28 protein-coding genes, 1 pseudogene and 1 riboswitch are annotated in these 21,599 nt (G+C 36.4%); of the genes and pseudogenes, 21 read left to right on the top strand and 8 right to left on the bottom strand.

The window, feature by feature from the left end; genetic code table 11:
- The first annotated feature begins 230 nt into the window (after positions 1–230).
- Positions 231–331: riboswitch (TPP riboswitch) on the top strand.
- 146 nt (positions 332–477) lie between these two features.
- From MKX53_RS09045 to MKX53_RS09000, 10 genes are all read left to right on the top strand, one after another.
- Complete coding sequence (locus tag MKX53_RS09045; protein ID WP_340913304.1) at positions 478–1,230, top strand: 3-oxoacyl-ACP reductase; 753 nt, start codon at positions 478–480, stop codon at positions 1,228–1,230.
- 79 nt (positions 1,231–1,309) lie between these two features.
- The gene (locus MKX53_RS09040; protein WP_340910753.1) at positions 1,310–2,629 is read left to right on the top strand and encodes an NtaA/DmoA family FMN-dependent monooxygenase; all 1,320 of its coding nucleotides are present in this window, start codon (positions 1,310–1,312) and stop codon (positions 2,627–2,629) included.
- Between the two features lie 85 nt (positions 2,630–2,714).
- Positions 2,715–3,470 (top strand): hydroxyethylthiazole kinase, encoded by a 756-nt coding sequence (gene thiM / locus MKX53_RS09035; protein WP_340910752.1) that lies wholly within the window; start codon positions 2,715–2,717, stop codon positions 3,468–3,470.
- Entirely contained in the window at positions 3,463–4,329 is an 867-nt protein-coding gene (gene thiD / locus MKX53_RS09030; protein WP_340910751.1) for a bifunctional hydroxymethylpyrimidine kinase/phosphomethylpyrimidine kinase, read from the top strand. The genes thiM and thiD overlap by 8 nt, the downstream gene beginning before the upstream one ends.
- Complete coding sequence (gene thiE, locus MKX53_RS09025) at positions 4,286–4,942, top strand: thiamine phosphate synthase (RefSeq protein ID WP_340910750.1); 657 nt, start codon at positions 4,286–4,288, stop codon at positions 4,940–4,942. The genes thiD and thiE overlap by 44 nt, the downstream gene beginning before the upstream one ends.
- Positions 4,939–5,436 (top strand): energy coupling factor transporter S component ThiW, encoded by a 498-nt coding sequence (gene thiW / locus MKX53_RS09020; RefSeq protein WP_340910748.1) that lies wholly within the window; start codon positions 4,939–4,941, stop codon positions 5,434–5,436. Before thiE ends, thiW begins: the two co-directional genes overlap by 4 nt.
- A 286-nt stretch (positions 5,437–5,722) precedes the next feature.
- On the top strand, positions 5,723–6,571 hold the full coding sequence (locus MKX53_RS09015) for an MBL fold metallo-hydrolase (RefSeq protein WP_340910747.1): 849 nt from the start codon (positions 5,723–5,725) through the stop codon (positions 6,569–6,571).
- A gap of 330 nt (positions 6,572–6,901) precedes the next feature.
- Positions 6,902–7,612: a cytochrome c biogenesis CcdA family protein gene (locus MKX53_RS09010; RefSeq protein ID WP_340769235.1), complete on the top strand. Its 711-nt coding sequence runs from the start codon at positions 6,902–6,904 to the stop codon at positions 7,610–7,612.
- Positions 7,613–7,628: 16 nt separating this feature from the next.
- Positions 7,629–7,994 (top strand): response regulator, encoded by a 366-nt coding sequence (locus MKX53_RS09005; protein ID WP_093534162.1) that lies wholly within the window; start codon positions 7,629–7,631, stop codon positions 7,992–7,994.
- Between the two features lie 175 nt (positions 7,995–8,169).
- Entirely contained in the window at positions 8,170–8,670 is a 501-nt protein-coding gene (locus MKX53_RS09000) for a CcdC family protein (protein ID WP_340910744.1), read from the top strand.
- A 92-nt stretch (positions 8,671–8,762) separates the two neighbouring features.
- On the opposite strand, the pseudogene MKX53_RS08995 reads toward MKX53_RS09000, so the two are convergent.
- A pseudogene (locus MKX53_RS08995) lies at positions 8,763–9,025 on the bottom strand (cupin domain-containing protein); the annotation flags it as partial.
- Positions 9,026–9,226: 201 nt separating this feature from the next.
- Positions 9,227–9,691, bottom strand: coding sequence for a DUF2621 family protein (locus MKX53_RS08990; RefSeq protein WP_340910741.1), 465 nt, complete (start codon positions 9,689–9,691; stop codon positions 9,227–9,229).
- 115 nt (positions 9,692–9,806) lie between these two features.
- Here MKX53_RS08990 and MKX53_RS08985 point away from each other — a divergent pair, with 115 nt between their 5' ends.
- The 4 genes from MKX53_RS08985 to MKX53_RS08970 all read left to right on the top strand — a co-directional run bounded on the left by MKX53_RS08985 (position 9,807) and on the right by MKX53_RS08970 (position 11,142).
- Positions 9,807–10,022 carry a DUF1659 domain-containing protein gene (locus MKX53_RS08985; RefSeq protein WP_093534168.1) on the top strand — a complete coding sequence of 72 codons (216 nt, stop codon included), beginning with the start codon at positions 9,807–9,809 and terminating at the stop codon, positions 10,020–10,022.
- A 24-nt stretch (positions 10,023–10,046) separates the two neighbouring features.
- A complete protein-coding gene (locus MKX53_RS08980) occupies positions 10,047–10,259 on the top strand; it encodes a DUF2922 domain-containing protein (RefSeq protein WP_340910738.1) in 213 nt (70 codons plus the stop codon).
- A gap of 65 nt (positions 10,260–10,324) precedes the next feature.
- The gene (locus MKX53_RS08975; protein WP_093535645.1) at positions 10,325–10,447 is read left to right on the top strand and encodes a YvrJ family protein; all 123 of its coding nucleotides are present in this window, start codon (positions 10,325–10,327) and stop codon (positions 10,445–10,447) included.
- 104 nt (positions 10,448–10,551) lie between these two features.
- The gene (locus tag MKX53_RS08970; protein WP_340910737.1) at positions 10,552–11,142 is read left to right on the top strand and encodes an SCO family protein; all 591 of its coding nucleotides are present in this window, start codon (positions 10,552–10,554) and stop codon (positions 11,140–11,142) included.
- A gap of 36 nt (positions 11,143–11,178) precedes the next feature.
- Here MKX53_RS08970 and mscL read toward each other — a convergent pair whose 3' ends face one another.
- Positions 11,179–11,568: a large conductance mechanosensitive channel protein MscL gene (gene mscL / locus MKX53_RS08965; protein WP_340910735.1), complete on the bottom strand. Its 390-nt coding sequence runs from the start codon at positions 11,566–11,568 to the stop codon at positions 11,179–11,181.
- 212 nt (positions 11,569–11,780) lie between these two features.
- On the opposite strand from mscL, the gene MKX53_RS08960 reads away from it, so the two are divergent.
- Complete coding sequence (locus MKX53_RS08960; RefSeq protein ID WP_340910733.1) at positions 11,781–12,449, top strand: lytic transglycosylase domain-containing protein; 669 nt, start codon at positions 11,781–11,783, stop codon at positions 12,447–12,449.
- Positions 12,450–12,489: 40 nt separating this feature from the next.
- Here MKX53_RS08960 and MKX53_RS08955 read toward each other — a convergent pair whose 3' ends face one another.
- A complete protein-coding gene (locus MKX53_RS08955) occupies positions 12,490–12,741 on the bottom strand; it encodes a GlsB/YeaQ/YmgE family stress response membrane protein (protein WP_093534178.1) in 252 nt (83 codons plus the stop codon).
- A 497-nt stretch (positions 12,742–13,238) separates the two neighbouring features.
- The gene (gene yfkAB, locus MKX53_RS08950) at positions 13,239–14,357 is read right to left on the bottom strand and encodes a radical SAM/CxCxxxxC motif protein YfkAB (RefSeq protein WP_445678262.1); all 1,119 of its coding nucleotides are present in this window, start codon (positions 14,355–14,357) and stop codon (positions 13,239–13,241) included.
- A gap of 129 nt (positions 14,358–14,486) precedes the next feature.
- On the opposite strand from yfkAB, the gene MKX53_RS08945 reads away from it, so the two are divergent.
- The 6 genes from MKX53_RS08945 to MKX53_RS08920 all read left to right on the top strand — a co-directional run bounded on the left by MKX53_RS08945 (position 14,487) and on the right by MKX53_RS08920 (position 19,939).
- Positions 14,487–14,984: a DinB family protein gene (locus MKX53_RS08945; RefSeq protein WP_340910731.1), complete on the top strand. Its 498-nt coding sequence runs from the start codon at positions 14,487–14,489 to the stop codon at positions 14,982–14,984.
- Between the two features lie 121 nt (positions 14,985–15,105).
- Positions 15,106–17,814, top strand: a complete 2,709-nt coding sequence (acnA, locus tag MKX53_RS08940; protein WP_093534182.1) for an aconitate hydratase AcnA — start codon at positions 15,106–15,108, stop codon at positions 17,812–17,814.
- A gap of 170 nt (positions 17,815–17,984) precedes the next feature.
- Positions 17,985–18,593, top strand: a complete 609-nt coding sequence (locus tag MKX53_RS08935) for a hypothetical protein (RefSeq protein WP_340910728.1) — start codon at positions 17,985–17,987, stop codon at positions 18,591–18,593.
- Positions 18,594–18,669: 76 nt separating this feature from the next.
- Positions 18,670–19,095 carry an acyl-CoA thioesterase gene (locus MKX53_RS08930; protein ID WP_093534186.1) on the top strand — a complete coding sequence of 142 codons (426 nt, stop codon included), beginning with the start codon at positions 18,670–18,672 and terminating at the stop codon, positions 19,093–19,095.
- The gene (locus MKX53_RS08925; RefSeq protein ID WP_340910727.1) at positions 19,095–19,400 is read left to right on the top strand and encodes a hypothetical protein; all 306 of its coding nucleotides are present in this window, start codon (positions 19,095–19,097) and stop codon (positions 19,398–19,400) included. The genes MKX53_RS08930 and MKX53_RS08925 overlap by 1 nt, the downstream gene beginning before the upstream one ends.
- A gap of 92 nt (positions 19,401–19,492) precedes the next feature.
- Positions 19,493–19,939, top strand: coding sequence for a hypothetical protein (locus MKX53_RS08920; RefSeq protein ID WP_340910726.1), 447 nt, complete (start codon positions 19,493–19,495; stop codon positions 19,937–19,939).
- Between the two features lie 5 nt (positions 19,940–19,944).
- On the opposite strand, the gene MKX53_RS08915 is transcribed toward MKX53_RS08920, so the two are convergent.
- The 3 genes from MKX53_RS08915 to plsY all read right to left on the bottom strand — a co-directional run bounded on the left by MKX53_RS08915 (position 19,945) and on the right by plsY (position 21,304).
- Positions 19,945–20,256, bottom strand: a complete 312-nt coding sequence (locus MKX53_RS08915; protein ID WP_340910723.1) for a hypothetical protein — start codon at positions 20,254–20,256, stop codon at positions 19,945–19,947.
- 124 nt (positions 20,257–20,380) lie between these two features.
- On the bottom strand, positions 20,381–20,674 hold the full coding sequence (locus tag MKX53_RS08910) for a HesB/YadR/YfhF family protein (RefSeq protein WP_340830580.1): 294 nt from the start codon (positions 20,672–20,674) through the stop codon (positions 20,381–20,383).
- A 24-nt stretch (positions 20,675–20,698) separates the two neighbouring features.
- On the bottom strand, positions 20,699–21,304 hold the full coding sequence (gene plsY / locus MKX53_RS08905; RefSeq protein ID WP_093534196.1) for a glycerol-3-phosphate 1-O-acyltransferase PlsY: 606 nt from the start codon (positions 21,302–21,304) through the stop codon (positions 20,699–20,701).
- Between the last annotated feature and the right edge of the window lie 295 nt (positions 21,305–21,599).

Genomic DNA, 21,599 nt, shown 5'->3' with positions numbered 1-21,599 from the left:
AGTTGAAAAACACATAGTTTCACCTCATTATTATTATATTCAAATCATGTTCCAAAGGTACTTAAATACATAAAATAGAGAAAGCTTCATAAGTAATTTTATATATGGTATACAGATTCAAGCCCAGTTATTGTGAGAAAAATGGCTTGATTATTTTAGCGATGCCTTAACACCTAACAAACAAGACTTGACATAAAATTCTAAAAACTATACATTGAGAGTAACTTAAATATAATCACTAGGGGTGTTATTTAACTGAGATGAGTATTTACTCAAACCCTTTGAACCTGAACTAGTTAATACTAGCGGAGGAAAGTGTAGATTCTAATACATAATAGCAGGCTGATGATGCCTAATTTTTACTATGCAATTATTTGTATTTGCGCAACTTTCCTAAAGGAAGGTTGCGTTTTTTTATTATATCTATCACTTTATCATTTAAGTTTTAGCAAAACTAACAGTATGGGAGTGGTTATGATGAACAGAACAGTATTGGTAACGGGTAGTAGTAGAGGTTTGGGATCAGCTATTGTAAAAGAATTGGCACAACAAGGATTTAAAGTGGTTATTAACTACTATAAAAGTAAAGATGCCGCTGAAGAGCTTGTTTCTATACTAGGTAAAGAGAATGCAATTGCAATTTGTGCAGATGTCACAAATCGGGCAGAAGTCGATGCCTTGGTAAAGAAAGCAACCGAATATTTTGGTCAAATAGATGTTGTAGTCAACAATGCGTTGGTAGGTTTCAAATTTGATCCAAACAAACAGAAATCCTTTACAGAACTTACTTGGGAGGATTATCAAAAACAACTAGACGGCACTTTAAAAGCCGCATTTAATGTAGTCCAAAGCGTTATACCTCAATTTATTGAACGACGAAATGGAAGTATTATAAGCATTGGTACCAATTTGTATCAAAACCCTGTTGTTCCTTATCATGAATATACAACAGCAAAGGCTGGACTAATTGGTTTTACGCGAAATATCGCCGCTGAACTGGGACAATTCGGCATAAGAGCAAATGTAGTTTCAGGTGGATTATTAAAAACGACTGATGCCAGTTCTGTTACAACTCCTGAAGTATTCGATTTAATTGCTCAATCAACGCCTTTGAAGAAAGTAACTAGCCCTGAAGATGTAGCCAATATGGTCGCTTATTTATCTTCAGAAAATGCTGATGGTATTACAGGTCAGAATTTAACAGTAGATGGCGGTTTGACAATGAACTAGTAACTTAATTTACAATAGATAGTCTTACAAAAATGGACGATTTAAGCAGTCACTCATGACATAGGTAGAGGAGTAGCTAATGAAAGGAAATCAAAGAAAACAAATCCACTTAGGCGTATTGCTGTATGGATGTGGACATCATCAGGCTGCTTGGTTAATGCCTGATTCAAGCATTGAATGCATCGGGAACATTTCTTATTACCAATCCTTAGCACAGTTAGCTGAAACGGGTTGCTTTGATGCGGTGTTCTTTGCCGACAATCAATCATTCCCTGCCAACGACCCAAATGAAATGCCAGCATTTTGGTTAGATCCAGTGGTCAATTTAACTGCTATTTCTCAAGTGACAAATTATGTGGGATTAGTTTCAACAATCTCAAGTACCTTTTCGAATCCTTACACTGCTTCGCGACAACTGTTAAGCCTAGATCACATTACAAACGGACGAGTCGGGTGGAATCTCGTTACCTCAACGAGGGACGAGGAAGCATTAAATCATAGTATGCCGGAACTGCCTTCTCATGATAAACGGTATGAAAAGGCCGAAGAATTTGCTGCGTTAATGAATAAACTATTTCTATCATGGGACAGCAAGGAGATTCTATATAATCGATTAGAAAAACAGTTAATCAATCCTGTTAATATACAACCTGTTGACCACAATGGGACCTATTTTAAAGTGAAGGGCCCATCCACGACGCCAAAAAGCCCTCAAGGCAAACCAGTAGCCATGCAAGCAGGGGCATCTAAACAAGGGATTGCATTAGCTGCGAAATATGCAGATGCCGTCTATTCAGTGTCATGGAACTTAAACCAAGCGAAAAAGTACCGCAAGAAGTTGGATGAACAGGTTAAGCAATACGAAGACTGTAATCGACATATTAAAGTATTCCCAGGCTTAGTCACTTATGTAGGGCGTACTCATGAAGAAGCTCTTGCCAAAAAATCAGCGTTAGATGAGAAATTACCTGTAGAAACGGCTTTAAAACAGTTGAGCTTCTTTCTCCAGCAAGATTGTTCTAAATGGGACATTGGACTAAAAGTACCTCCATTACCTCCGGCAGAAGAATTTATGGGTCCGGTTGGACGATACGAAACAATATTAGAAATTATTAAAGATACTCAACCTACAGTAAAAGAACTCTTAGGATACCTTAATGCAGGTGGCGGACATTTCACGCTGATTGGTACTCCTGAGAAAATTGTGGATCAGATGGAGGTTTGGATTGAGGCGGGTGTAGCGGACGGATTTAATCTTATGCCTCCTACATTGCCTGGTAGTTTAGAGGACTTTGTAGAACTCATTGTTCCTGAAATGCAAAAAAGGGATATTTTCAGAAAGCAATATGAGGGGCATACCCTCCGTGAGCATTTGGGGTTACCAATAGGAATTAGTTAAGCTGGTCCATGATCCCCCAGGAATCACTATTTACGGCATCAAGATTGAGAAAGACAATCTTGAGATGTGGAAGGGGAAGTTGTTGATGAATGTATCTATACGTGAAAAATCACCAATCGTACATTGTATGACAAACAAAGTCGTGGCGAATTTTCAAGCCAATGGATTGCTTGCTATTGGAGCATCACCGATTATGGGAGATGAAGAAAGAGAAGTGGAAGAACTAGTCACACTCTCCAATGTTCTCTCGTTGAATATTGGCACTTTAAATGAACGAACGTACAGCAGTATGCTAGTGGCTGGAAGAGTTGCAAATCAAATAGGAATCCCTGTAGTGCTTGACCCCGTCGGAGTGGGAGCTACTCGATATCGTCTTCAAGCGGTGGATAGACTTCTAGATGAAGTAAAAATAAATTTAATAAGATGTAATACTGGTGAACTGGCGTCACTTATGAAAAAAGAATGGGCTTCCAAGGGAGTAGATTCAGGGAACGGACAACTTGATCGAAAAGAAGAGGCTATGGCTTTAGCTAGACAAAAAGAGTGCATAGTCGTTGTGACAGGAGAAGAAGACATTGTGACGGATGGAAGTTGTTTGAAGACAGTAAGAGCAGGGCACGTTCGAATGACAACAGTAACTGGAACAGGCTGCTTACTGAGTAGTATTTTAGGAGCTCACCTTGCCTTGACATCTAAAAACCATGTAGAACTTTTGAGTAGTGCTTTGTACGAATATGGAGCATCAGGAGAAGAGGCTGCAGAGAAAACAGAATTTTCCGGGGCATTTCAACAAGCTTTTCTTGATCGATTAAGTGCAAGAGGATGGAGATACGATGTCTGATTCAATGCCATGTGTTTTAACGATTGCAGGTTCTGACTCAGGTGGAGGAGCCGGGATACAAGCAGATATAAAATCTTTTCAAGAACGAGATGTATTTGGAACGAGTGTTATTACAGCAATCACTGCTCAAAACACTTGCGGGGTGCAAGGTGTCTATCCCGTAGAAGCAAAAGCTGTCCAACAACAGCTCCAATCTGTTGGAGAGGATTTCTTTATTTCAGCAGTTAAAACTGGGATGCTCTTTAACACAGATACAATCGCTCTTGTCGCGAATGCAATATCAGAGTACAGGTGGAAAAATATCGTCGTCGATCCCGTGATGGTTTCAACAAGTGGACATATCTTGTTAGAGGAGGAAGCGATTGATACCTTGAAAACGAAACTCTTCCCTTTAGCACGTATCGTCACACCAAACATACCAGAAGCTGAGCATCTAACAGGATTAAAAATTGAAAAAGATATTGATATTTTAAAGGCTGCAGAAAGAATTTTATCGATGGGTGTCAAATCGGTGCTTATCAAGGGTGGTCATAAAAAAGACGAATATGCAGAAGACGTATATGTTGACGAAAAAGGCGTATGTATCCGTTTCAGTTCAAAGCGAATCGATACAAAAAATACCCACGGAACAGGCTGTACCTTCAGTGCAGTCCTCACAGCTGAATTGGGTAAGAGAAATAATATTGATGAAGCATTGCTGACCTCCAAAAGATACATTCAATCTGCAATCGAAAACGTTATCTCACTCGGACAAGGGCATGGTCCTACTAACCACGGAGCCTATAGAAAAAAAGGCATAAAGGAGAGGATTATTAGTGTTCAAGAAACCATCGATTTATTTTATAATGGGGACAGCTAATGTGAAGGATGAGGAACCGTTGACGGTTCTAGAGGACGCATTACAGGCAGGAATCACGCACTTCCAATTACGCGAAAAAGGGAAAGGTGCACTAGTTGGTAGCGAATTAGTTGCATTTGCTCAAGCGTGTAAAAGACTATGTAAAATCTATGGTGTACCATTTATTGTGAATGATGATGTTGAACTTGCACTATCCGTCCAAGCTGACGGAATCCACCTCGGGCAAGGAGATTGGAAGGAAGGGGTGAAAGAAGTCATCACAAGCAAAGGGATGGTTCTTGGTCGCTCAGTACATACCATGCACGAAGCGAAAGATGCTATTCGCTCAGGTGCAGATTATTTAGGAGTAGGCTCGGTGTTCCCTACTCTTACAAAGCCAGATGCTGAACATGAGGTGGGTGCTTCCACTTCCCTTATTCGGGAACTCCATGAGTGCTTTCCGAACATTCCAGTTATAGGTATAGGCGGAATTGAACCGTCAAATGTTCATGTTGTCTGGGAAGCAGGTGCGACAGGCGTAGCGGTTATTTCGTGTATTTGTAAAACGAGTGATCGAAGAGAAGTGATATCAAAACTTTCACCTCCGCTTAAAATAGAGAGTCGGACACGATGAAATCACAAAAGTTGGTACTAATGGCGATGTTTGTGTCCATAGGAGTATTAGGGTCTGCATTTATTTGGTTTCCTGCTGGCATAGCAAAAGCGTATCCTATTCAACACGCAATAAATGTGTTGTCTGCGGTTTTTTTGGGACCTATAGGAGCCGTTGGTGTTGCACTGATGACTGCAGTCATACGGATTTTCACAGGTACAGGTTCACTTCTAGCTATTCCTGGTGGATTCATTGGAGCTCTGCTTGCAGGTGTTCTGTATAAAATCACAGGTAGAGTAGGAATGGCGGTAGTTGGTGAAATTGTTGGCACAGGATTTTTAGCATCTTTAGTTGCAGTTCCCTACGCAAAAGTTTTTATGGGAACAGAATTCGGCGCATGGTTTTTTGTTCCAGCATTTTTTGCCTCTAGTCTAAGTGGGGCTTTGATTGCTTGGATTATTGCTAAGAGAATTGAAAGAAGCTCGATACGGTTAGTTGACCACTCATTAAAATAAAAGTGTTTGCACTTTTGATTCCACAATCTTTCCAGGTAATACATTGTCAATTTTATTGTAAATTACCGTCGAACATAGAACTAAAAAACAATTCACACTCATAATTTCAGAATTTTCATAAAGAACAGTTTTTATTGTGTTATAATTTTCCGTAGTGTAAAAGGAGGTACAGGTCCAATGGTAAAAAAATAAAATGAGAAAATCTTAAAATGTTTTATTAACCTTAGTATAAACGTGTAGATTTTCTCTTTCATGGAATTAATATCTAGAATAGAGGAGACATAACATGTTAAATAAATTAAGTAATACTATTTATTATTTATCTAATCAAGATAATAACGAAAGACCAACATTAGGATTGGTATGTGGTGATAGTTATAGTTTAATCATCGATTCAGGTAATTCACCTCAGCATGCTAAAGATTTTTTACTAGAAATCGAGAAGCTAAATGTACCACCAGTTAAATATGTTGTTATTACCCATGCCCATTGGGATCACTTTTTAGGAATGAATGAATTTGATGCAACTGTTATTGTTAATAGTCAAACAAACGAAATCATAAAAGAATGGCAAAGTTTTTCCTATGACGATCGTTCTCTCAAGAGCTATGTGAATACTAATCAAATGAGTGCTATGTGTATGAATATTGTACAAACTGACATGCCAAACAGGGATAGTTTTAAGCTAAAATCTCCAGATGTAATCTTTGAAAAAACATTAACTATTGATTTGGGTAATAAAGTTTGCATACTTGAAAAAATTAAAAATACTCATTCGGAGGACTCTACGGTCATTTACATCCCTGATGAAAAAGTTGTTTTTTTAGGTGATTGTGCATATGGTACAACGACAAATTCTTTATTTCATTTCAAGCAATCATTGTTATTACCAATGATTAAAGATATTCAAAAATATAATGCTGAAATGTTTCTACTTGGTCATGAATCAATCTGTGATTCTACTGAAATGGATATATATTGGAGAGAGTTAACAAGATCAAGTCAAGTTGTAAAATCGTCCTCACTAGAAGATGCTTTAGAGTGTTTTAAGGCAGAAAATAAAAGGGACCCTAATAATAATGAATTATTTTTCATAAAAGCATTTGTTAATGACCATATTATTCAATTACAATAACTCTATAGAATACATCATTTAAATATAAAAATTAGCCACCTCATTAAAAATTGAAATGAGGTGGCTTTTAATGACCGAGTTTTTTTCTCATTTTTCCTTATTATGAATTTTTTACTTTTCCTGCCTTCCGAAAAGGTGGAATATTTGCTAAACTTAAAAAGTCTTATAATCTAATCTTTAAAAGCATATTTTATATATGGATTTTCATCACTATGAAGGAACTGTAGCTTCTCTGTTTAAAAGAGTCAAAAAGCTGTCACAAGCAATTATGAGGTCAAATAGGAGGAAATTTGATACGATAGGTACAGTAAATCGGAAAGGTTGACTGCCGTGAGTACAGACGTAAACCTTTTATTGGCATTTGGTGCAGGGTTTTTAAGCTTCATTTCTCCTTGTACGCTTCCATTGTATCCTGCATTTTTATCATACATTACAGGAATGTCATTAGAAGAAATAAAAACAGATAAAAAATTAATGCAAAAAAGAGGAATGCTTCATACGTTATTCTTCTTACTAGGTTTTTCTATCATCTTTGTTGCGATAGGGTTCGCAACATCTCTGGTAGGTACATTTTTCATCCAATATGATGATTTACTTCGTCAAATTGGAGCAATATTCATTGTTATCTTCGGATTAATCATTGTAGGCGTATTTAAGCCAGAGTTTTTAATGAAAGAAAAAAAAGTTCAATTTAAAAATCGTCCGGCTGGTTATATAGGTACTATTTTAATCGGAATGGCATTTGCTGCAGGATGGACACCATGTACTGGACCCATATTAGCTGCCGTTATCGTAATGGCAGGATCCAATCCTGATGCTGGTATGTGGTATATGCTTGCTTATGTATTTGGGTTCGCAATTCCATTTTTCGTATTGTCATTCTTTGTAACGCGACTTAACTGGATACGTAAAAATAGTAATTTAATCGTTAAAGTTGGCGGTTATATTATGATTGCCCTTGGATTGATTTTGTTTTTTGATGGATTAACGTATATTATTCGTATATTAAGTCCAATTTTCGGAGACTTCACTGGATTTTAACAGGAGGAATTATGCAATGCCAACAGTATTAGTAGTAGATGATGCGGTATTTATGCGCACAACGATTAAGAGAATGCTAGAAAATCATCAGTTTGAGGTTGTTGGCGAAGCAGCTAATGGAGAGGAAGCTGTAAATCTGTATAAGCAGCTTCTGCCAGATGTCGTAACGATGGATGTCACAATGCCTGGTATGAATGGTATAGAAGCTGTAAAAGAAATTATTGCGGAATTTCCTGCAGCCAAAATAGTAATGGTAACCGCGTTAGGGCAACAAAAACTAATCGTTGATGCTTTGGAACTTGGAGCAAAAGACTTCATTACGAAACCTTTCGATCCAGATCGAATTGTGAATGTGTTACATAATGTTACTTCGGATATATAGTAACATCATGCCGGTTTAACAGGCTGTAATACCCCGACAAACAGAGAACACATATCGAGAGTCAGGGGAGAACTGCCTGTGCAAACCCTTATGGTCTACACATCCGTCCTTGTAAAGCGACGTACCCCTGATGGATGAATCACTTTAAACAACTAAAAGATATGGGGAATTACAAATGTTAGATAAAATATCTCCAAATATAATGCTTATAGTTTCCACCGTAGTAGCCATCGGAATGGGAATTCTTGTTACAACGGTTCGTGCAAAATCTGCTAAACAACCAGCAAGCGTGAAAAAGATATTATTACCGCCAATGTTCATGTCCACTGGTGCATTGATGTTCGTGTTTCCTTATTTCCGTGTTAACTTAATGGAGTTTTTGGAAGCAATTGCGGCAGGATTACTTTTCTCCATTTTTCTAATTTGGACATCGAAATTTGAAAGAAGAGACGGAGAAATATATTTAAAACAATCCAAAGCATTTATATTCATTTTGTTTGGTTTGTTGATCGTACGCATTATTAGTAAAGTATTATTAAGCTCAACTATTGAAATTGGCGCTCTTAGTGGTATGTTTTGGATATTAGCTTTTGGTATGATTGTTCCATGGAGACTTGCCATGTACCTGCAATTTAAAAAAATACAAAATCAAACCGAAAAAGTGAGCACCCTGTAATTTAGGAATGCTCGCTTTTTTGAGTATATAGAATATAAAGCTAGAGTCCCCTCTATATCAAAGAAGGATTCGATGTTAAGAACTACTACTACTTAATCATCTTTATACTCATAGCCTGAAAACCTTACTACTTCCCACTTTTGTTTTCGAAGAGAGTTCATAACCTCTTCCCCTATGTTTAAATTACTTTCCATGATGTTTTTAGGAGTTAATGCCATCCATCCACTGTGTCAGAGTTTGGGTGCCAATGCATTTCCCTTATAGCTCCTGGCAAAATTTCTACAAGTGCTGCTGAAATCAATTCAGACACAGGAAAATTCCTTGAATCTACAACACGTACTGAATCTCCTGGAGAAGGTGGGGAAATAGCGCTCAAAGAAATGGTCCTAAACCTATTGTTAATAAAAAGAAACTATCTTGAACAATACTGTTCAAAATAGTTTCTTTTCTTGTGCTCTAACTTTACTAGGTTATCTACCTTAATTGGGAGCGTATTCTTCTCTACTAATTTAATGATATGAGTAATGTCTATACAATAAGAACACTTACAGGTTTGTTATCTCTTAATTGATTGTGTAGGCTTGTCTGCAGACAATTCAAAGTACTTGTTATAAGGAGTTACATCAATATCCATCTCGGCAAGCTTTTTACGTAGAAATTTATGATCTCTCTTTGGAGTTGCAATGATATATCCGCGTATTAATAACTCTTGCGTAATGGATTTAGCTTTTTCTTCTAAAGCCAACTGTCCTATTTTCCCTGCTATTTTTTGTTTCGCAACAGGTCTGAATAGATCTGGAACTGGTGTAACTAATTCGTTGAGCAGATGCTTTTGCTCATCATTCCAAAGATGGATTGTTTGATCTACATAATATTCTTCCCAATCCAAATCTGATTTCCCGTCTTGCTTAGGCAGTGACTTACCAAACTTGCGGAACATAAAGAAGCCGCCAATTCCCATAAGTACCACTAATAGGACAACCCAAAAAAGAATAAACCATAAAAACCAACCTTCTAGCAAACTATTCACCTCATTCTCTAATACTCAGTATAAGTTGTTCCGTAAAATATTTCATCCTCCATGTATCCTTTCTGTTAAAAAAGTTCTATCTACTAATTGAAAGGAGGGGATAGACATGGCAAACCTAGAGTATAAACATGCAGTTTTAAGACTCATTTTTGAAGGAGGAATAACTGAAGAAGGTAAGATGATTTTAAAGTCAAAAACCTATCGTAATGTTCGAGCAAATGTAACAGCAGATCAACTTGATACTGTTGCATTAACACTTAGTTCCTTTTCCGAAAGACCATACATCGGAGCTGAGAAAGTAGAAACTATGCAGGTAATCTAATAATGAGAGAGGAGACTGGAGAAAATGAGTAAAACACTACAACTACAGTTCGAAACAGCGCGTGGAAAAAATGTTACATTAACAATAGATGAACCGAGAAGTAATCTAACAGAAGCAGAAATGCAAACAGGTATGGAAACAATTATTTCAAGTAATGCTTTTCAATCGGATGGTTCTCCTTTGGAGGTTATTAAAAGTGCCAAGATAGTGGACCGAACAGTAACCGAAATTATTTAACTTTTGAAGACTCTCCAGAAATGGAGAGTCTTTTTAAAAGAATAAAATGGATGGGTGTGAATAATATGGAGCAGTGGCTAAGTGTAATTCAAGATGTTGGCTTTCCCATCTTTGTATCATTTTATTTGATGCATAGAGTGGAAACAAAGCTAGAGGAGATTAAAAACGTCCTGTTATCGTTAAATTAATGCATTTATTCACAGAAATGTTGGAATAAATAAGACAATGTAGTTGAAGGTATAAAATTGTTTCGTTAAGATGAGGGTATGAAGAGAAAAGCGAGGTCTCAGGAATGAAGAAGTTATTTATATTATTATGTATTTCGGCAATTGTTCTTGTTGGCTGCGGTAGCAGCGGCAATTTTGAAGCACAGACTAACTGGGAAGTTTCCGAGTTCGATTATGATAATCAGCGTGGGGAAACTGTTTCTTTAGAGGATTTAAAAGGCACAGTCTGGTTATCCACATTTATTTTCACAGATTGTGAAACTGTATGCCCACCAATGACATATAATATGAGCGATATTCAAGCGATGTTGAGTGAAAAGGGTATTGAGGATTACAAAATTGTAGCATTTAGTGTGGACCCAGAAGTAGATACACCCCAAAAGCTCCAAGAATATATCGCAAATTATGATGTAATAGATGAAAGTAAATGGGAACTTTTAACTGGCTATACGCAAGAGCATATTAGTGGCTTTGCAGCAGATTCTTTTAAGACCTTAGTTCGAGATGATCCGAATACAAACCAAGTTATTCATGGAACTTCTTTCTATTTAGTCGACCAAAACGGGATAGTCGTAAAAAATTATAGTGGCAATACAGAAGTGCCAAAAGAAGAAATTGTCATTGATGTGGAAACATTAATTGAAGATGGTAAGTAAAAATCAGCCTTTCCAAATGGAGAGGCTGATTTTTATTTAGGCATTATTTTGCTTTTTTAACAAATCTCTAATCTCTTCCAACAATACCTCTTTCGAGTCAACGGGAGGAGCCTCTTCTGTAATAGCTACAGCATCTTCTTTACGTTTAAATTTAGATATTAATCGAACAAACATGAAAATAGAGAATGCTATTACTAGGAAGTCAAAAACACTTTGTATAAAATTCCCGTATAAAATTTCTGTGTCCTTATACTTAAATGACAAGGAGGTAAATTTAACACCATTTAAAAGTAGGCCAACTAAAGGAGTAATAATATTTTCAACTAATGATGATACAATTTTCCCAAATGCTGCTCCTATCACAACGGCTATAGCTAAATCTAGCACATTTCCTTTAAAAGCAAACTCTTTGAAGTCTTTCCACATATTTTTCACCTCCGTATTGTCATACTACAAAAGAATCGCTTATTTGTATATATCGACAAACTTCGCATTTTTACTATTGTTTGTAGGGATATTGTGCTATTGTTATAATCTATGTAATAATCAGTTAGTTGGGAATACTGGATGAATATGCTCTCTAAAATGGTTAGTAGTAGTCTTTTACAGCAATATAAGTAGAATAGGTGAATAAATAGATGAAGAAACAAAAGGGAATATCTTATAAAACAAAGGTTTGGATGATCGTATTACTTCTTCCAATTACGATAACTATCTATATACTAGCAATTATTGGTTGGCAACAATTGGTGAAAATACCTGTAGTCCAAGAATGGGCAGAAATTATTAATAGTGGCACTGCAAAATTGGATGTGCCTACCGAATATATTGAGTTGTATAAAAAAGCAGAAGACAATTATGGGGTGCCATGGACTTTATTAGCCGCTCATCATCGGATTGAAACTAGATTTTCTACAATGGATCCGTTACTCTCTCCAGCCGGCGCTGAAGGGCATTTGCAATTTATGCCATGTACGTTTGTTGGTTGGTCACACCCAAGCTGTGGGGGACTAGGCAAGGGGGATATCCCGGAAAAAGATAAAATCAGTCCAGCGATTATCGAACAATACGGTGGGTACGGGGTAGATGCTAATAACGATGGGAAAGCAGATCCATATGATCTAGAGGACGCTATATTTAGTGCTGCCAATTATCTCGCAGCAAGTGGGGCGGCGGATGGGGAAATAGAAAAAGCCGTTTTCAACTATAATCACAGTGAGAAATATGTGGAAGACGTTCTTCACTTTTATCATTTGTACGAGAGTCAGGTAAAAAATCTCCAAGCAGCAGCATATTCTTCGCAGTAAAAAAGGAAGCACTCAATTGAGTACTTCCTTTTTTGGATTATTACGCTTTACGCATAGCTTTTAAAATAAAGCTTAAGATCAGTACTAAAATAATTGCACCGATTAATGCTGGAATAATTGCCATATCCCAGATAACTGGACCCATGTCAGGGAATATTAATCCACCGATCCATGCACCAATGATACCTGCGATGATGTTACCAATAATTCCTCCTGGTATATCTTTACCTAAAATAAGTCCTGCTAACCAACCGATGATACCACCGATTATTAAGTATAAAATGAATCCCATCTTTTCCATCTCCTTATGAATGTATTATTGCTTCACACTCTTTATATATCCATCCTACACAACTAATAAACCTAAGTTTATTATTTTTATTTATAATACTGCATATGGATGTTAGAAGTGCCTTAAAAGTCAGTGATATCAAGATATCCAGATGCAAGTAACGCTTCTACAAATTCAACATTTTTACAAATTAAGTCCTTTAAAAAATTAATTTAAATTTTCTAAATGTTTTGCGTTCTACAGGGTTTTGCATTATAATTTAAAAAAGGAGTGGAGATCATGGATATTCGATTAAACAAAAGATTAAACAAGCAAGGGGTAGTCATTGCAATTCTCCATACAATCATAATTTTAAACTTAACAATTGACTTTTTCTTCATCCATTAAACTTATGTAAAGGGTAGTTTGCAGCTGCCCTTTACAATGTACTCTATAGTAGTTTGAACTAAATTTATCAAAAAATGCCTTGCATGTTAAAAAACATGCAAGGCATTTTCTTATTTAACAGATCCACTCATAAACTGTTCATCTTTATAATACATATTCTTCACTAAAATATTTGGCCCTAAGCATTTTACAGCTGGACAATGGCAATTAAGTGATTTAGAAAGAGGCGAAGCAAGCCATTTCTCAAAAATATCAGGAAGCGTATCCGTTTGAATATTCCCTAAAGCTGGTGCGTCTCCAAAATCAGTGACAATCACCTCGCCAGTAAATATGCTTACATTCAACCGGGAACGACCATCAGGATCATTTCTAGTGGAAACATTTTTTGAATGACGCAGTCTCTCTAAAAGCTGAATACTTTTATCATTTTGGCTACATGGATAAAATGGTAAGGTTCCAAATAACATCCACACATTGTCATCACGGAAATCTAAAATCTGTTCAATTGCTTCATGCATTTCTCCTAGAGTTAAGGTAGTTAACGCACTGGCGAAGTCGGATGGGTACATAGGATGTATTTCGTGCCGTGCACATTTCATCTCTTCTACTACTTGTTTATGTATATGCTCTAGATAGGGAAGAGTTTTTTTGTTCAACATCGTTTCTGCTGAAACCATCACTCCCGCTTCTGAAAGCATACGACTATTTTCAATCATTCGTTGAAAAAGTTTAGCTCGCTGTTCATAGGAAGGTTTTCTCTCCATCATGGCAAATCCCGTTTCGACAAATTCATCTACGGTTCCCCAGTTATGAGAAATATGTAATACATCTAAGAAAGGCGCAATCATTAAGTAACGTTCAGGCTCCAGCGTAAGATTTGAATTCATCTGCGTTCGAACGCCTCTACTATGAGCATACTTTAATAGAGGAAGGACATAATTATTAATGGACTTTTTAGACAGCATAGGTTCTCCACCAGTGATGCTTATCGTTTTTAAGTGGGGGATTTCTTCTAAACGTTGGAGGATTAGTTCTATTGGAATTGCTTCGGGATCTTTCGTTTGTAATGTATATCCTACTGCGCAATGGGCACAGCGCATATTACATAAAGTAGTTGTAGTAAATTCAATATTACTTAAAGTTAGCTTTCCAAACTGCTCCATGTCTCGATATGCTTCCCATGGATCATTCATTGGATTCATTATTTTCTTGGTTTTCATTTCAATCATTATTTAAACTTCCTTTCAATAGTGTATTGTCGCATATTTTAAGGAAAAAGAAAATAACGGACGATTGTTGCTTGTTTGTCACTTATAATGGGTATAAAGAAAGTACAACGCAGGGAGTGGAGGAATTATATGTTTATAGAAAAAATTAATGAAATTAGAAAGAACTTATTCAAACAAATCGATTCACTAACAAACGAGCAATTTAACGAAAAACCGGATAAAGACTCATGGTCTCCTAAAGAAATCGTCGATCATTTAGTGAAAATGGAAAAAACCATCATTACAGGCATACAACAAGAGCTTGCAAACCCGACAAGCCCTAAAGCAAAGAAAAAACCAATAAAGCTATCTACATTAAGAATAGTTAAAGTGAAGGCTCCATCCTATACAGTTCCGTCTAGTGACTATAAAAGGACAGAAGAAATGAAATCGCAGCTACATCAAGTGAGAATGGAACTACTAGCTCTCTATAAATCGAACAATTCTACTGTATTAGAAGAAAAATCATTAAAACACCCTATTTTTGGACAAGTTCCACTCATACAGTGGTTTGAATTTACGGGTTTACATGAAAAAAGACATGCAAAGCAATTAGAAAAGACTATTGAAAAAATAAAAGGTCATTAATAATAGTTATGACTTATAATAATTTTAATCTAATTTACTTATCAAGTATATTCTTGTATGATTAGTAGTGGAGAAAAGTCACTTAACAAACACTTTTCAATAGATCTTAGGAGGAATACAAATGGCAAAAAGTAATTTACACAATAGCCGTACTTCGTTTTCTCTAAATGGTAAAGAGTATAACTACTATCGTTTAGCAGCACTAGAAGAAGCTGGCATCGCAAAAGTTTCACGCCTTCCTTATTCAATCAAAGTATTATTAGAATCTGTTTTACGTCAATATGATGGCTATGTTATTAAAGAAGATCATGTAAACCAATTAGCAAAATGGGGTAAAGATGCTAATACAGAAGCAGAAGTACCTTTTAAACCTTCACGCGTTGTACTTCAAGATTTCACAGGAGTACCAGTAGTTGTAGATTTAGCATCACTTCGTTCAGCGATGAATGAAATGGGTGGAAATCCAGACAAAATCAACCCTGCTATTCCAGTAGATCTTGTAATTGATCACTCGGTACAAGTAGATAAATACGGTACTGCATCAGCTTTACAAGCTAATATGGATCTTGAATTTGAGCGTAATGCAGAGCGTTACAACTTCTTGAAATGGGCTCAAACTTCATATGATAATTTCCGTGCTGTACCTCCAGCAACTGGTATCGTTCACCAAGTTAACTTAGAGTACTTAGCACCAATCGTACATGTTAACGAAGGTACTGACGGCACTTTGGAAACCTTCCCAGATTCAGTAGTAGGTACTGACTCCCATACAACAATGATCAATGGTCTTGGCGTACTTGGATGGGGTGTAGGTGGTATTGAAGCGGAAGCAGGAATGCTTGGTCAACCTTCATACTTCCCAATTCCCGAAGTAATCGGCGTTAAATTAGTTGGAGACCTTCCAAACGGAACTACTGCAACTGACTTAGCACTTAAAGTGACGCAAGTATTACGTCAAAAAGGTGTTGTAGGTAAATTTGTTGAGTTCTTCGGACCAGGTGTATCTAAATTACCTTTAGCTGACCGTGCAACAATTGCGAACATGGCTCCTGAATATGGTGCTACATGTGGTTACTTTGCAATTGATGAAGAATCTATCAACTATTTACGTCTAACGGGACGTGATGAAGAGCATATTGCTGTAGTAGAAGCTTACTTAAAAGCAAATGATATGTTCTTTGATCCAACTCTAGAACCTGTTTATACAGACGTTGTAGAGATCGATCTTGGAGATATCGTAGCAAACCTTTCTGGACCAAAACGTCCACAAGATTTAATTCCACTTACAGATATGAAAGTTCGTTACCGTGAATCAGTTGTTGCTCCACAAGGCACACAAGGTTTCGGTCTATCTGAAAAAGAATTTGACAAAACAGCTACTGCTAAATTTGCAGAAGGTGATGTAGAAATTCCAACAGGGGCTGTAGCAATTGCTGCAATCACTTCTTGTACAAATACATCTAACCCATATGTAATGTTAGCTGCTGGTTTAGTTGCTAAAAAAGCAGTAGAAAAAGGACTTACAGTTCCAGCTTACGTTAAAACTTCTCTAGCTCCAGGATCTAAAGTAGTAACTGGTTATTTAGAGGATTCTGGTCTAAACGTGTTCCTTGACAAAATCGGATTCAATACAGTTGGATACGGTTGTACAACTTGTATCGGTAACTCAGGACCATTATTACCTGAAATTGAAAAAGCAATTATTGACGAAGATCTTTTCGTAACATCTGTTCTTTCTGGTAACCGTAACTTTGAAGGTCGTGTACATCCACTTGTGAAAGCAAACTATTTAGCTTCACCACCATTAGTAGTTGCTTATGCACTTGCTGGAACTGTAGATATCGATCTAGAAAAAGATTCATTCGGTACGGACAAAGATGGCAACGAAGTATTCTTTGCTGATATCTGGCCGTCAACAGAAGAAGTAAATGAAGTACTTTCAACAGTTGTTACTCGTGAATTATTCCAAAAAGAATATGCACGTGTATTTGATGAGAACGAAGCTTGGAATGCTATTGAAACGTCAACTGAATCTTTATATTCATTTAATGACAAGTCAACATACATTCAAAACCCACCATTCTTCCAAGGATTATCTAAAGAGCCTGGTGCTATCCAATCACTAGATAAAATGCGCGTAGTAGCTAAATTTGGGGATTCGATTACAACAGACCATATTTCACCAGCTGGTGCAATTGGTAAAGATACTCCAGCAGGTAAATACTTGCGTGAAAATGGTGTTGAAATACGCGACTTTAACTCATACGGCTCACGTCGTGGTAACCATGAAGTAATGATGCGTGGTACATTTGCAAACATACGTATTCGTAACCAAGTAGCTCCAGGTACAGAAGGTGGATATACAACTTACTGGCCAACAGGCGAAATTATGCCTATCTATGATGCAGCTATGAAGTATCAAGAAACGAATACTGGTTTAGTAGTTCTTGGTGGAAAAGATTACGGTATGGGATCTTCTCGTGACTGGGCTGCTAAAGGAACAAACCTATTAGGTATTAAAGCTGTTATTACAGAAAGCTTTGAGCGTATTCACCGTTCTAACTTAGTTATGATGGGTGTATTACCACTTAACTTCTTACCAGGAGAAAACGTTGAGTCATTAGGCTTAACTGGTAAAGAAGAAATCAGTATTAATATTGCAGAAGGTGTTAAACCTCGTGATATTTTACAAGTTACAGCTAAAGCTGAAGACGGAACTGAAAAAGTATTCAACGTACTTGCTCGTTTCGATTCAGAAGTAGAAGTAGACTACTACCGTCATGGTGGTATCCTACAAATGGTATTACGTAACAAAATGTTAGAAGCATAAGAATTACCTTAAAAGAGACTATTCCTTCTTAGGATATAGTCTCTTTTTCTTTTTATAGGGAATTCTTCATCTCACATCTAACGCAATGCCTTACAACCGATTGTGCTTTTACACATTAAACAAGGTTAGAAATTTAGTTTATAATTAAAGAAATGAAGGAGGGGTTATGAATGTTTGGTAATTTGTTTAAAAAGAAAGATCCAATTGAGAAGTTTTGGCAGTACTTTATCGATCATGAGAAAAAACTTTATAATTTAAGGGAGGACGACATAGAGAAAATATACGGAGATTTATATAGATTAATAAATAAAGTAAACAATCAACTAACTTTTTCTACCCCTGTCGCACTGATCAACGGGAAAAGAGAATTTACTATTAAAGCTTCGTCTATTGGAAAAAACTTTCCTGATGTAATTCGGCTAGTAGATGCTGCTCCCGCAATGGAAAAGTTTACAATCATCGCATTTGAGCAACGAAATGATGGGGAAGATGGAACAACAGTAAATGATATTATGCTCACTCGTGATGATGTCTTTTTCAACTATACATATGATCAGGAATATACAGCGTTCTATTTAAAGTTATATATTAAAGGGTTTGAGGAAGAAAATGATGATTATTACCAAGTAACTTTTGATTTGCTTGAGATAGTCATAGGGGAATATGTGCTTGGTACAGAAATTACAGAAATCGAATTTAATAAGTTTTATACAGCAGATGACCTCTTGCCAATTAATGATTTAGCTAAAATATTAGCTAAAATTAAATTAGGAAAGTAATGATTTTTATCTACAAAGTAGTGCGTAACAGTATTTTTATCAGCTATTTAGTATAATTACCACTGAGGTGACTTTAATGTTTTTAAGTGAAAAAGAAATTGAAGTACGATATGCTGAAACCGATCAAATGGGTGTAGTATATCATGCGAATTATGTTATTTGGTTAGAAATAGGGAGAACCCAACTAATCAAAGACTTAGGATTCTCCTATGCTGGACTAGAGCAGGATGGATACCTTTCGCCGGTAACAAATGTGAACGTAAATTATAAAACTCCTGTGAAGTACGGGGAGACTGTAGTGATTAGAACCTGGATTGAAAAACATAGTAAGCTACGAACAACCTATGGTTATGAGATTATACATGAAGACGGTACAGTTGCTTCAAACGCAACATCTGAGCATGTAATAGTGAAGAAAGACAACTTCCGACCCGTATCTCTGAAACGAGTTCATGCGGCATGGGATGCAAAATATGTAGAAATAGCCAAGGAGAATGCTTAATGGCATTTGGTATTAAACGTCATGAGTTAAATGAATGGAAACGAGATGTCCTGGAGGGGAATATAGCTTTCTTAACGCATTATTGGATTGATGAACGATTTCCTGGTTGTAACACGGTCACCAAAGTCGGCTGTAGTGATGTGCCCAAGCTAATTGAATGGGGTAAGAAATACAGCTTAAAGGCCGAATGGATCGACTATAAAGAAGCTTATCCTCACTTTGATTTATTTGGTAAACACGAAATGGATATCATGGTAAAAGAGGGATTGTTGGAGCAGTTAGAGAGATTTAATAGGAATTCGTAAAAACAGCTAGAGATTATTGAAATCTCTAGCTGTTTTTATTTGTAATTCAGTTATAATTAAATGAAAAGTCTGGATATTAGGAGGAGTAATAAATGGTTTACAAGTTAGTAACAGCAAAAAGCCCAATATTCCTGGTTTTACCCTATGGAATGTTCTTTTTTTTCTTAAGTATTGGTGAATCTGGAGTATCTATATTCTGGTCCATTTTTCTCCTGCTTTTTGGTGTTATTAGCTTCTTTATAAAGACTAAATTCATTATTAACCAAGATAACTTGAATTATCAGACCATGATTTTTCGTTTTACAGTTTTTCAAAGGAATTTGTCTCCAACCGATATAAATAAAGTTGTCTTTAAACGCTATGGGTGGGCGACTAAAGGAGCAACACTTAAACTGCATAAAGGATTTAATATAAGAATTGTACAGTTTACCCCCAATGATGTAACAACCCAATTAGAAAAATTTGCTATTAACAACACTATCTCTATTACCAAGTCAAAGGACTATTTGTTGCTGGAAAGAAGAGAAAAATATAGGTAATTGGATTACTCTAAATAAGTAAATCCATTTTTAGTTTGAGTAGATTTAGCAATTGTGGAATTGGCTAGCTTATCCTCATCCATGGGGGAAGTGGAGTTATCTATTATAGGATCACCATATGCAGAAGTATCATCTTTTTTGGTGTCCCGATTAATCCTTCCGCTGCTCATATTTTGAGTACTCTTTGCAATAGGAGAAGTTGCTTTAGTATGCTGATCATTTAGAGAAGGATGCGTATCATTGATAGGGTCCCCATAAGCAGTAAAGGTAGAAGGATCTTTTTTGTCTGACTTAGCGCTTTTATTTTGGTCTGTCATTTATATCAACTCCCTAAGTAGTCTTTAAATATCAACCTTATCATCTCCGATAGAATGCAGATTATACATATACCCGTGAAATACTAAATAATTCTCCAAATAAAAAAAGCGCATCCTAAGTGGATTACGCTTTTTTGTATACATAGGATAATTCATCCCTAGTAGAATCTAGCTCTACGTGCAAATCATGCCCATCAAAATACCATTCATCCGTTTCTTCTATAAAAAATAAGATATCCTCTTTTTTATAGGTTACAGCAGGCTCGAATGGCGTGTCCTTCGTAACTCCTAAAGAAAAGCCTTCATGAATAGGACTTGATCCTCCGTAACGTGCAAAAAAGCGAATGTTATCGCCTTTTACTGCTTCCATTTCCTTGTGAAACCAATGCATTGCATCGGAAGAAATAAGTATTTTCATACGTACCACCATACTTTCATCAGATTAGATCCAAGACACTTTTGGTTCGGTACCAGCTTTAATGCGTTTAATATTTGTACGGTGACGATAAAATATGAATGTTGCCAACAATAGGACAATTACTACAAGTGGCCAGTCCTTATCTACCGTAAAGTAATAAATGACACTGTACACTACAGCAATTATGGCTAAAATCATGGAAGTGAGAGATACCATTTTTGTCATTTTTAAAATGATAAAAAATCCTATTACTAATATGACAAAGATTGGCCAATTATACCCTAGCAATAGCCCACCAGAAGTTGCTACTGCTTTTCCACCTTTAAATCCTGCAAAGATCGGGAACATATGACCTACTACTGCTATAACACCTAGGATTAACGGATGAACATTTACCGTTTCGAATATAGCCAAAGAACCTAGCAGAGTTGCTGCAGTCCCTTTTAGAATATCCAAAATCGTAACAACTAAGCCCGCTTTTTTTCCTAGTGTTCTAAATGTGTTTGTACCGCCTAAATTTCCACTACCATGCTCTCGTATATCGATATTATAGAATAGTTTTCCAACCCATAGTCCAGATGGAAGGGAACCTATTAGATAAGCGAGTAAGAGTAAAAGAATTATGATCATAGTATACTCCTTTGTTATGAATCTAAAATTATATTTATCTTTTTTAAGTGTACCATGTATATTTATAAGTATTCAATGCTCTTGAGAGAAAGGTTTTTCAAATATTTTATTTAGTCGTGATACAATTGAGAAGATAAAAGATCTAAACTTACATAAAATCCGTTTTACTAGTATTATTAGGTTATAATCAATGGAAGTTTCACTTTGTCAAAAGAGGAGCAAATGGAGTAGCCGTTGTGCTAACTCCAGTTTTTTATTCTCCATTTCTTTAAGTCAAGAAGGAATACAGTAACAA

The organism is Psychrobacillus sp. FSL K6-4615, assembly GCF_038008225.1.
Classification (GTDB): Bacteria; Bacillota; Bacilli; order Bacillales_A; family Planococcaceae; genus Psychrobacillus; species Psychrobacillus psychrotolerans.
The sequence above is the reverse complement of the archived record's forward strand: the minus strand, read 5'-3'. Positions and strand labels throughout refer to the sequence as shown.

What these genes read in the sequence shown, in the direction of transcription:
- MKX53_RS09045 (WP_340913304.1), top strand. Translation starts at nt 478, where the DNA reads ATGAACAGAACAGTATTGGTAACGGGTAGTAGTAGAGGTTTGGGATCA.
- MKX53_RS09040 (WP_340910753.1), top strand. Translation starts at nt 1,310, where the DNA reads ATGAAAGGAAATCAAAGAAAACAAATCCACTTAGGCGTATTGCTGTAT.
- thiM (WP_340910752.1), top strand. Translation starts at nt 2,715, where the DNA reads ATGAATGTATCTATACGTGAAAAATCACCAATCGTACATTGTATGACA.
- thiD (WP_340910751.1), top strand. Translation starts at nt 3,463, where the DNA reads ATGTCTGATTCAATGCCATGTGTTTTAACGATTGCAGGTTCTGACTCA.
- thiW (WP_340910748.1), top strand. Translation starts at nt 4,939, where the DNA reads ATGAAATCACAAAAGTTGGTACTAATGGCGATGTTTGTGTCCATAGGA.
- MKX53_RS09015 (WP_340910747.1), top strand. Translation starts at nt 5,723, where the DNA reads ATGTTAAATAAATTAAGTAATACTATTTATTATTTATCTAATCAAGAT.
- MKX53_RS09005 (WP_093534162.1), top strand. Translation starts at nt 7,629, where the DNA reads ATGCCAACAGTATTAGTAGTAGATGATGCGGTATTTATGCGCACAACG.
- MKX53_RS09000 (WP_340910744.1), top strand. Translation starts at nt 8,170, where the DNA reads ATGTTAGATAAAATATCTCCAAATATAATGCTTATAGTTTCCACCGTA.
- MKX53_RS08985 (WP_093534168.1), top strand. Translation starts at nt 9,807, where the DNA reads ATGGCAAACCTAGAGTATAAACATGCAGTTTTAAGACTCATTTTTGAA.
- MKX53_RS08980 (WP_340910738.1), top strand. Translation starts at nt 10,047, where the DNA reads ATGAGTAAAACACTACAACTACAGTTCGAAACAGCGCGTGGAAAAAAT.
- MKX53_RS08975 (WP_093535645.1), top strand. Translation starts at nt 10,325, where the DNA reads ATGGAGCAGTGGCTAAGTGTAATTCAAGATGTTGGCTTTCCCATCTTT.
- MKX53_RS08970 (WP_340910737.1), top strand. Translation starts at nt 10,552, where the DNA reads ATGAAGAAGTTATTTATATTATTATGTATTTCGGCAATTGTTCTTGTT.
- mscL (WP_340910735.1), bottom strand. Translation starts at nt 11,568, where the DNA reads ATGTGGAAAGACTTCAAAGAGTTTGCTTTTAAAGGAAATGTGCTAGAT.
- MKX53_RS08960 (WP_340910733.1), top strand. Translation starts at nt 11,781, where the DNA reads ATGAAGAAACAAAAGGGAATATCTTATAAAACAAAGGTTTGGATGATC.
- MKX53_RS08955 (WP_093534178.1), bottom strand. Translation starts at nt 12,741, where the DNA reads ATGGGATTCATTTTATACTTAATAATCGGTGGTATCATCGGTTGGTTA.
- yfkAB (WP_445678262.1), bottom strand. Translation starts at nt 14,357, where the DNA reads ATGATTGAAATGAAAACCAAGAAAATAATGAATCCAATGAATGATCCA.
- MKX53_RS08945 (WP_340910731.1), top strand. Translation starts at nt 14,487, where the DNA reads ATGTTTATAGAAAAAATTAATGAAATTAGAAAGAACTTATTCAAACAA.
- acnA (WP_093534182.1), top strand. Translation starts at nt 15,106, where the DNA reads ATGGCAAAAAGTAATTTACACAATAGCCGTACTTCGTTTTCTCTAAAT.
- MKX53_RS08935 (WP_340910728.1), top strand. Translation starts at nt 17,985, where the DNA reads ATGTTTGGTAATTTGTTTAAAAAGAAAGATCCAATTGAGAAGTTTTGG.
- MKX53_RS08930 (WP_093534186.1), top strand. Translation starts at nt 18,670, where the DNA reads ATGTTTTTAAGTGAAAAAGAAATTGAAGTACGATATGCTGAAACCGAT.
- MKX53_RS08925 (WP_340910727.1), top strand. Translation starts at nt 19,095, where the DNA reads ATGGCATTTGGTATTAAACGTCATGAGTTAAATGAATGGAAACGAGAT.
- MKX53_RS08920 (WP_340910726.1), top strand. Translation starts at nt 19,493, where the DNA reads ATGGTTTACAAGTTAGTAACAGCAAAAAGCCCAATATTCCTGGTTTTA.
- MKX53_RS08915 (WP_340910723.1), bottom strand. Translation starts at nt 20,256, where the DNA reads ATGACAGACCAAAATAAAAGCGCTAAGTCAGACAAAAAAGATCCTTCT.
- MKX53_RS08910 (WP_340830580.1), bottom strand. Translation starts at nt 20,674, where the DNA reads ATGAAAATACTTATTTCTTCCGATGCAATGCATTGGTTTCACAAGGAA.
- plsY (WP_093534196.1), bottom strand. Translation starts at nt 21,304, where the DNA reads ATGATCATAATTCTTTTACTCTTACTCGCTTATCTAATAGGTTCCCTT.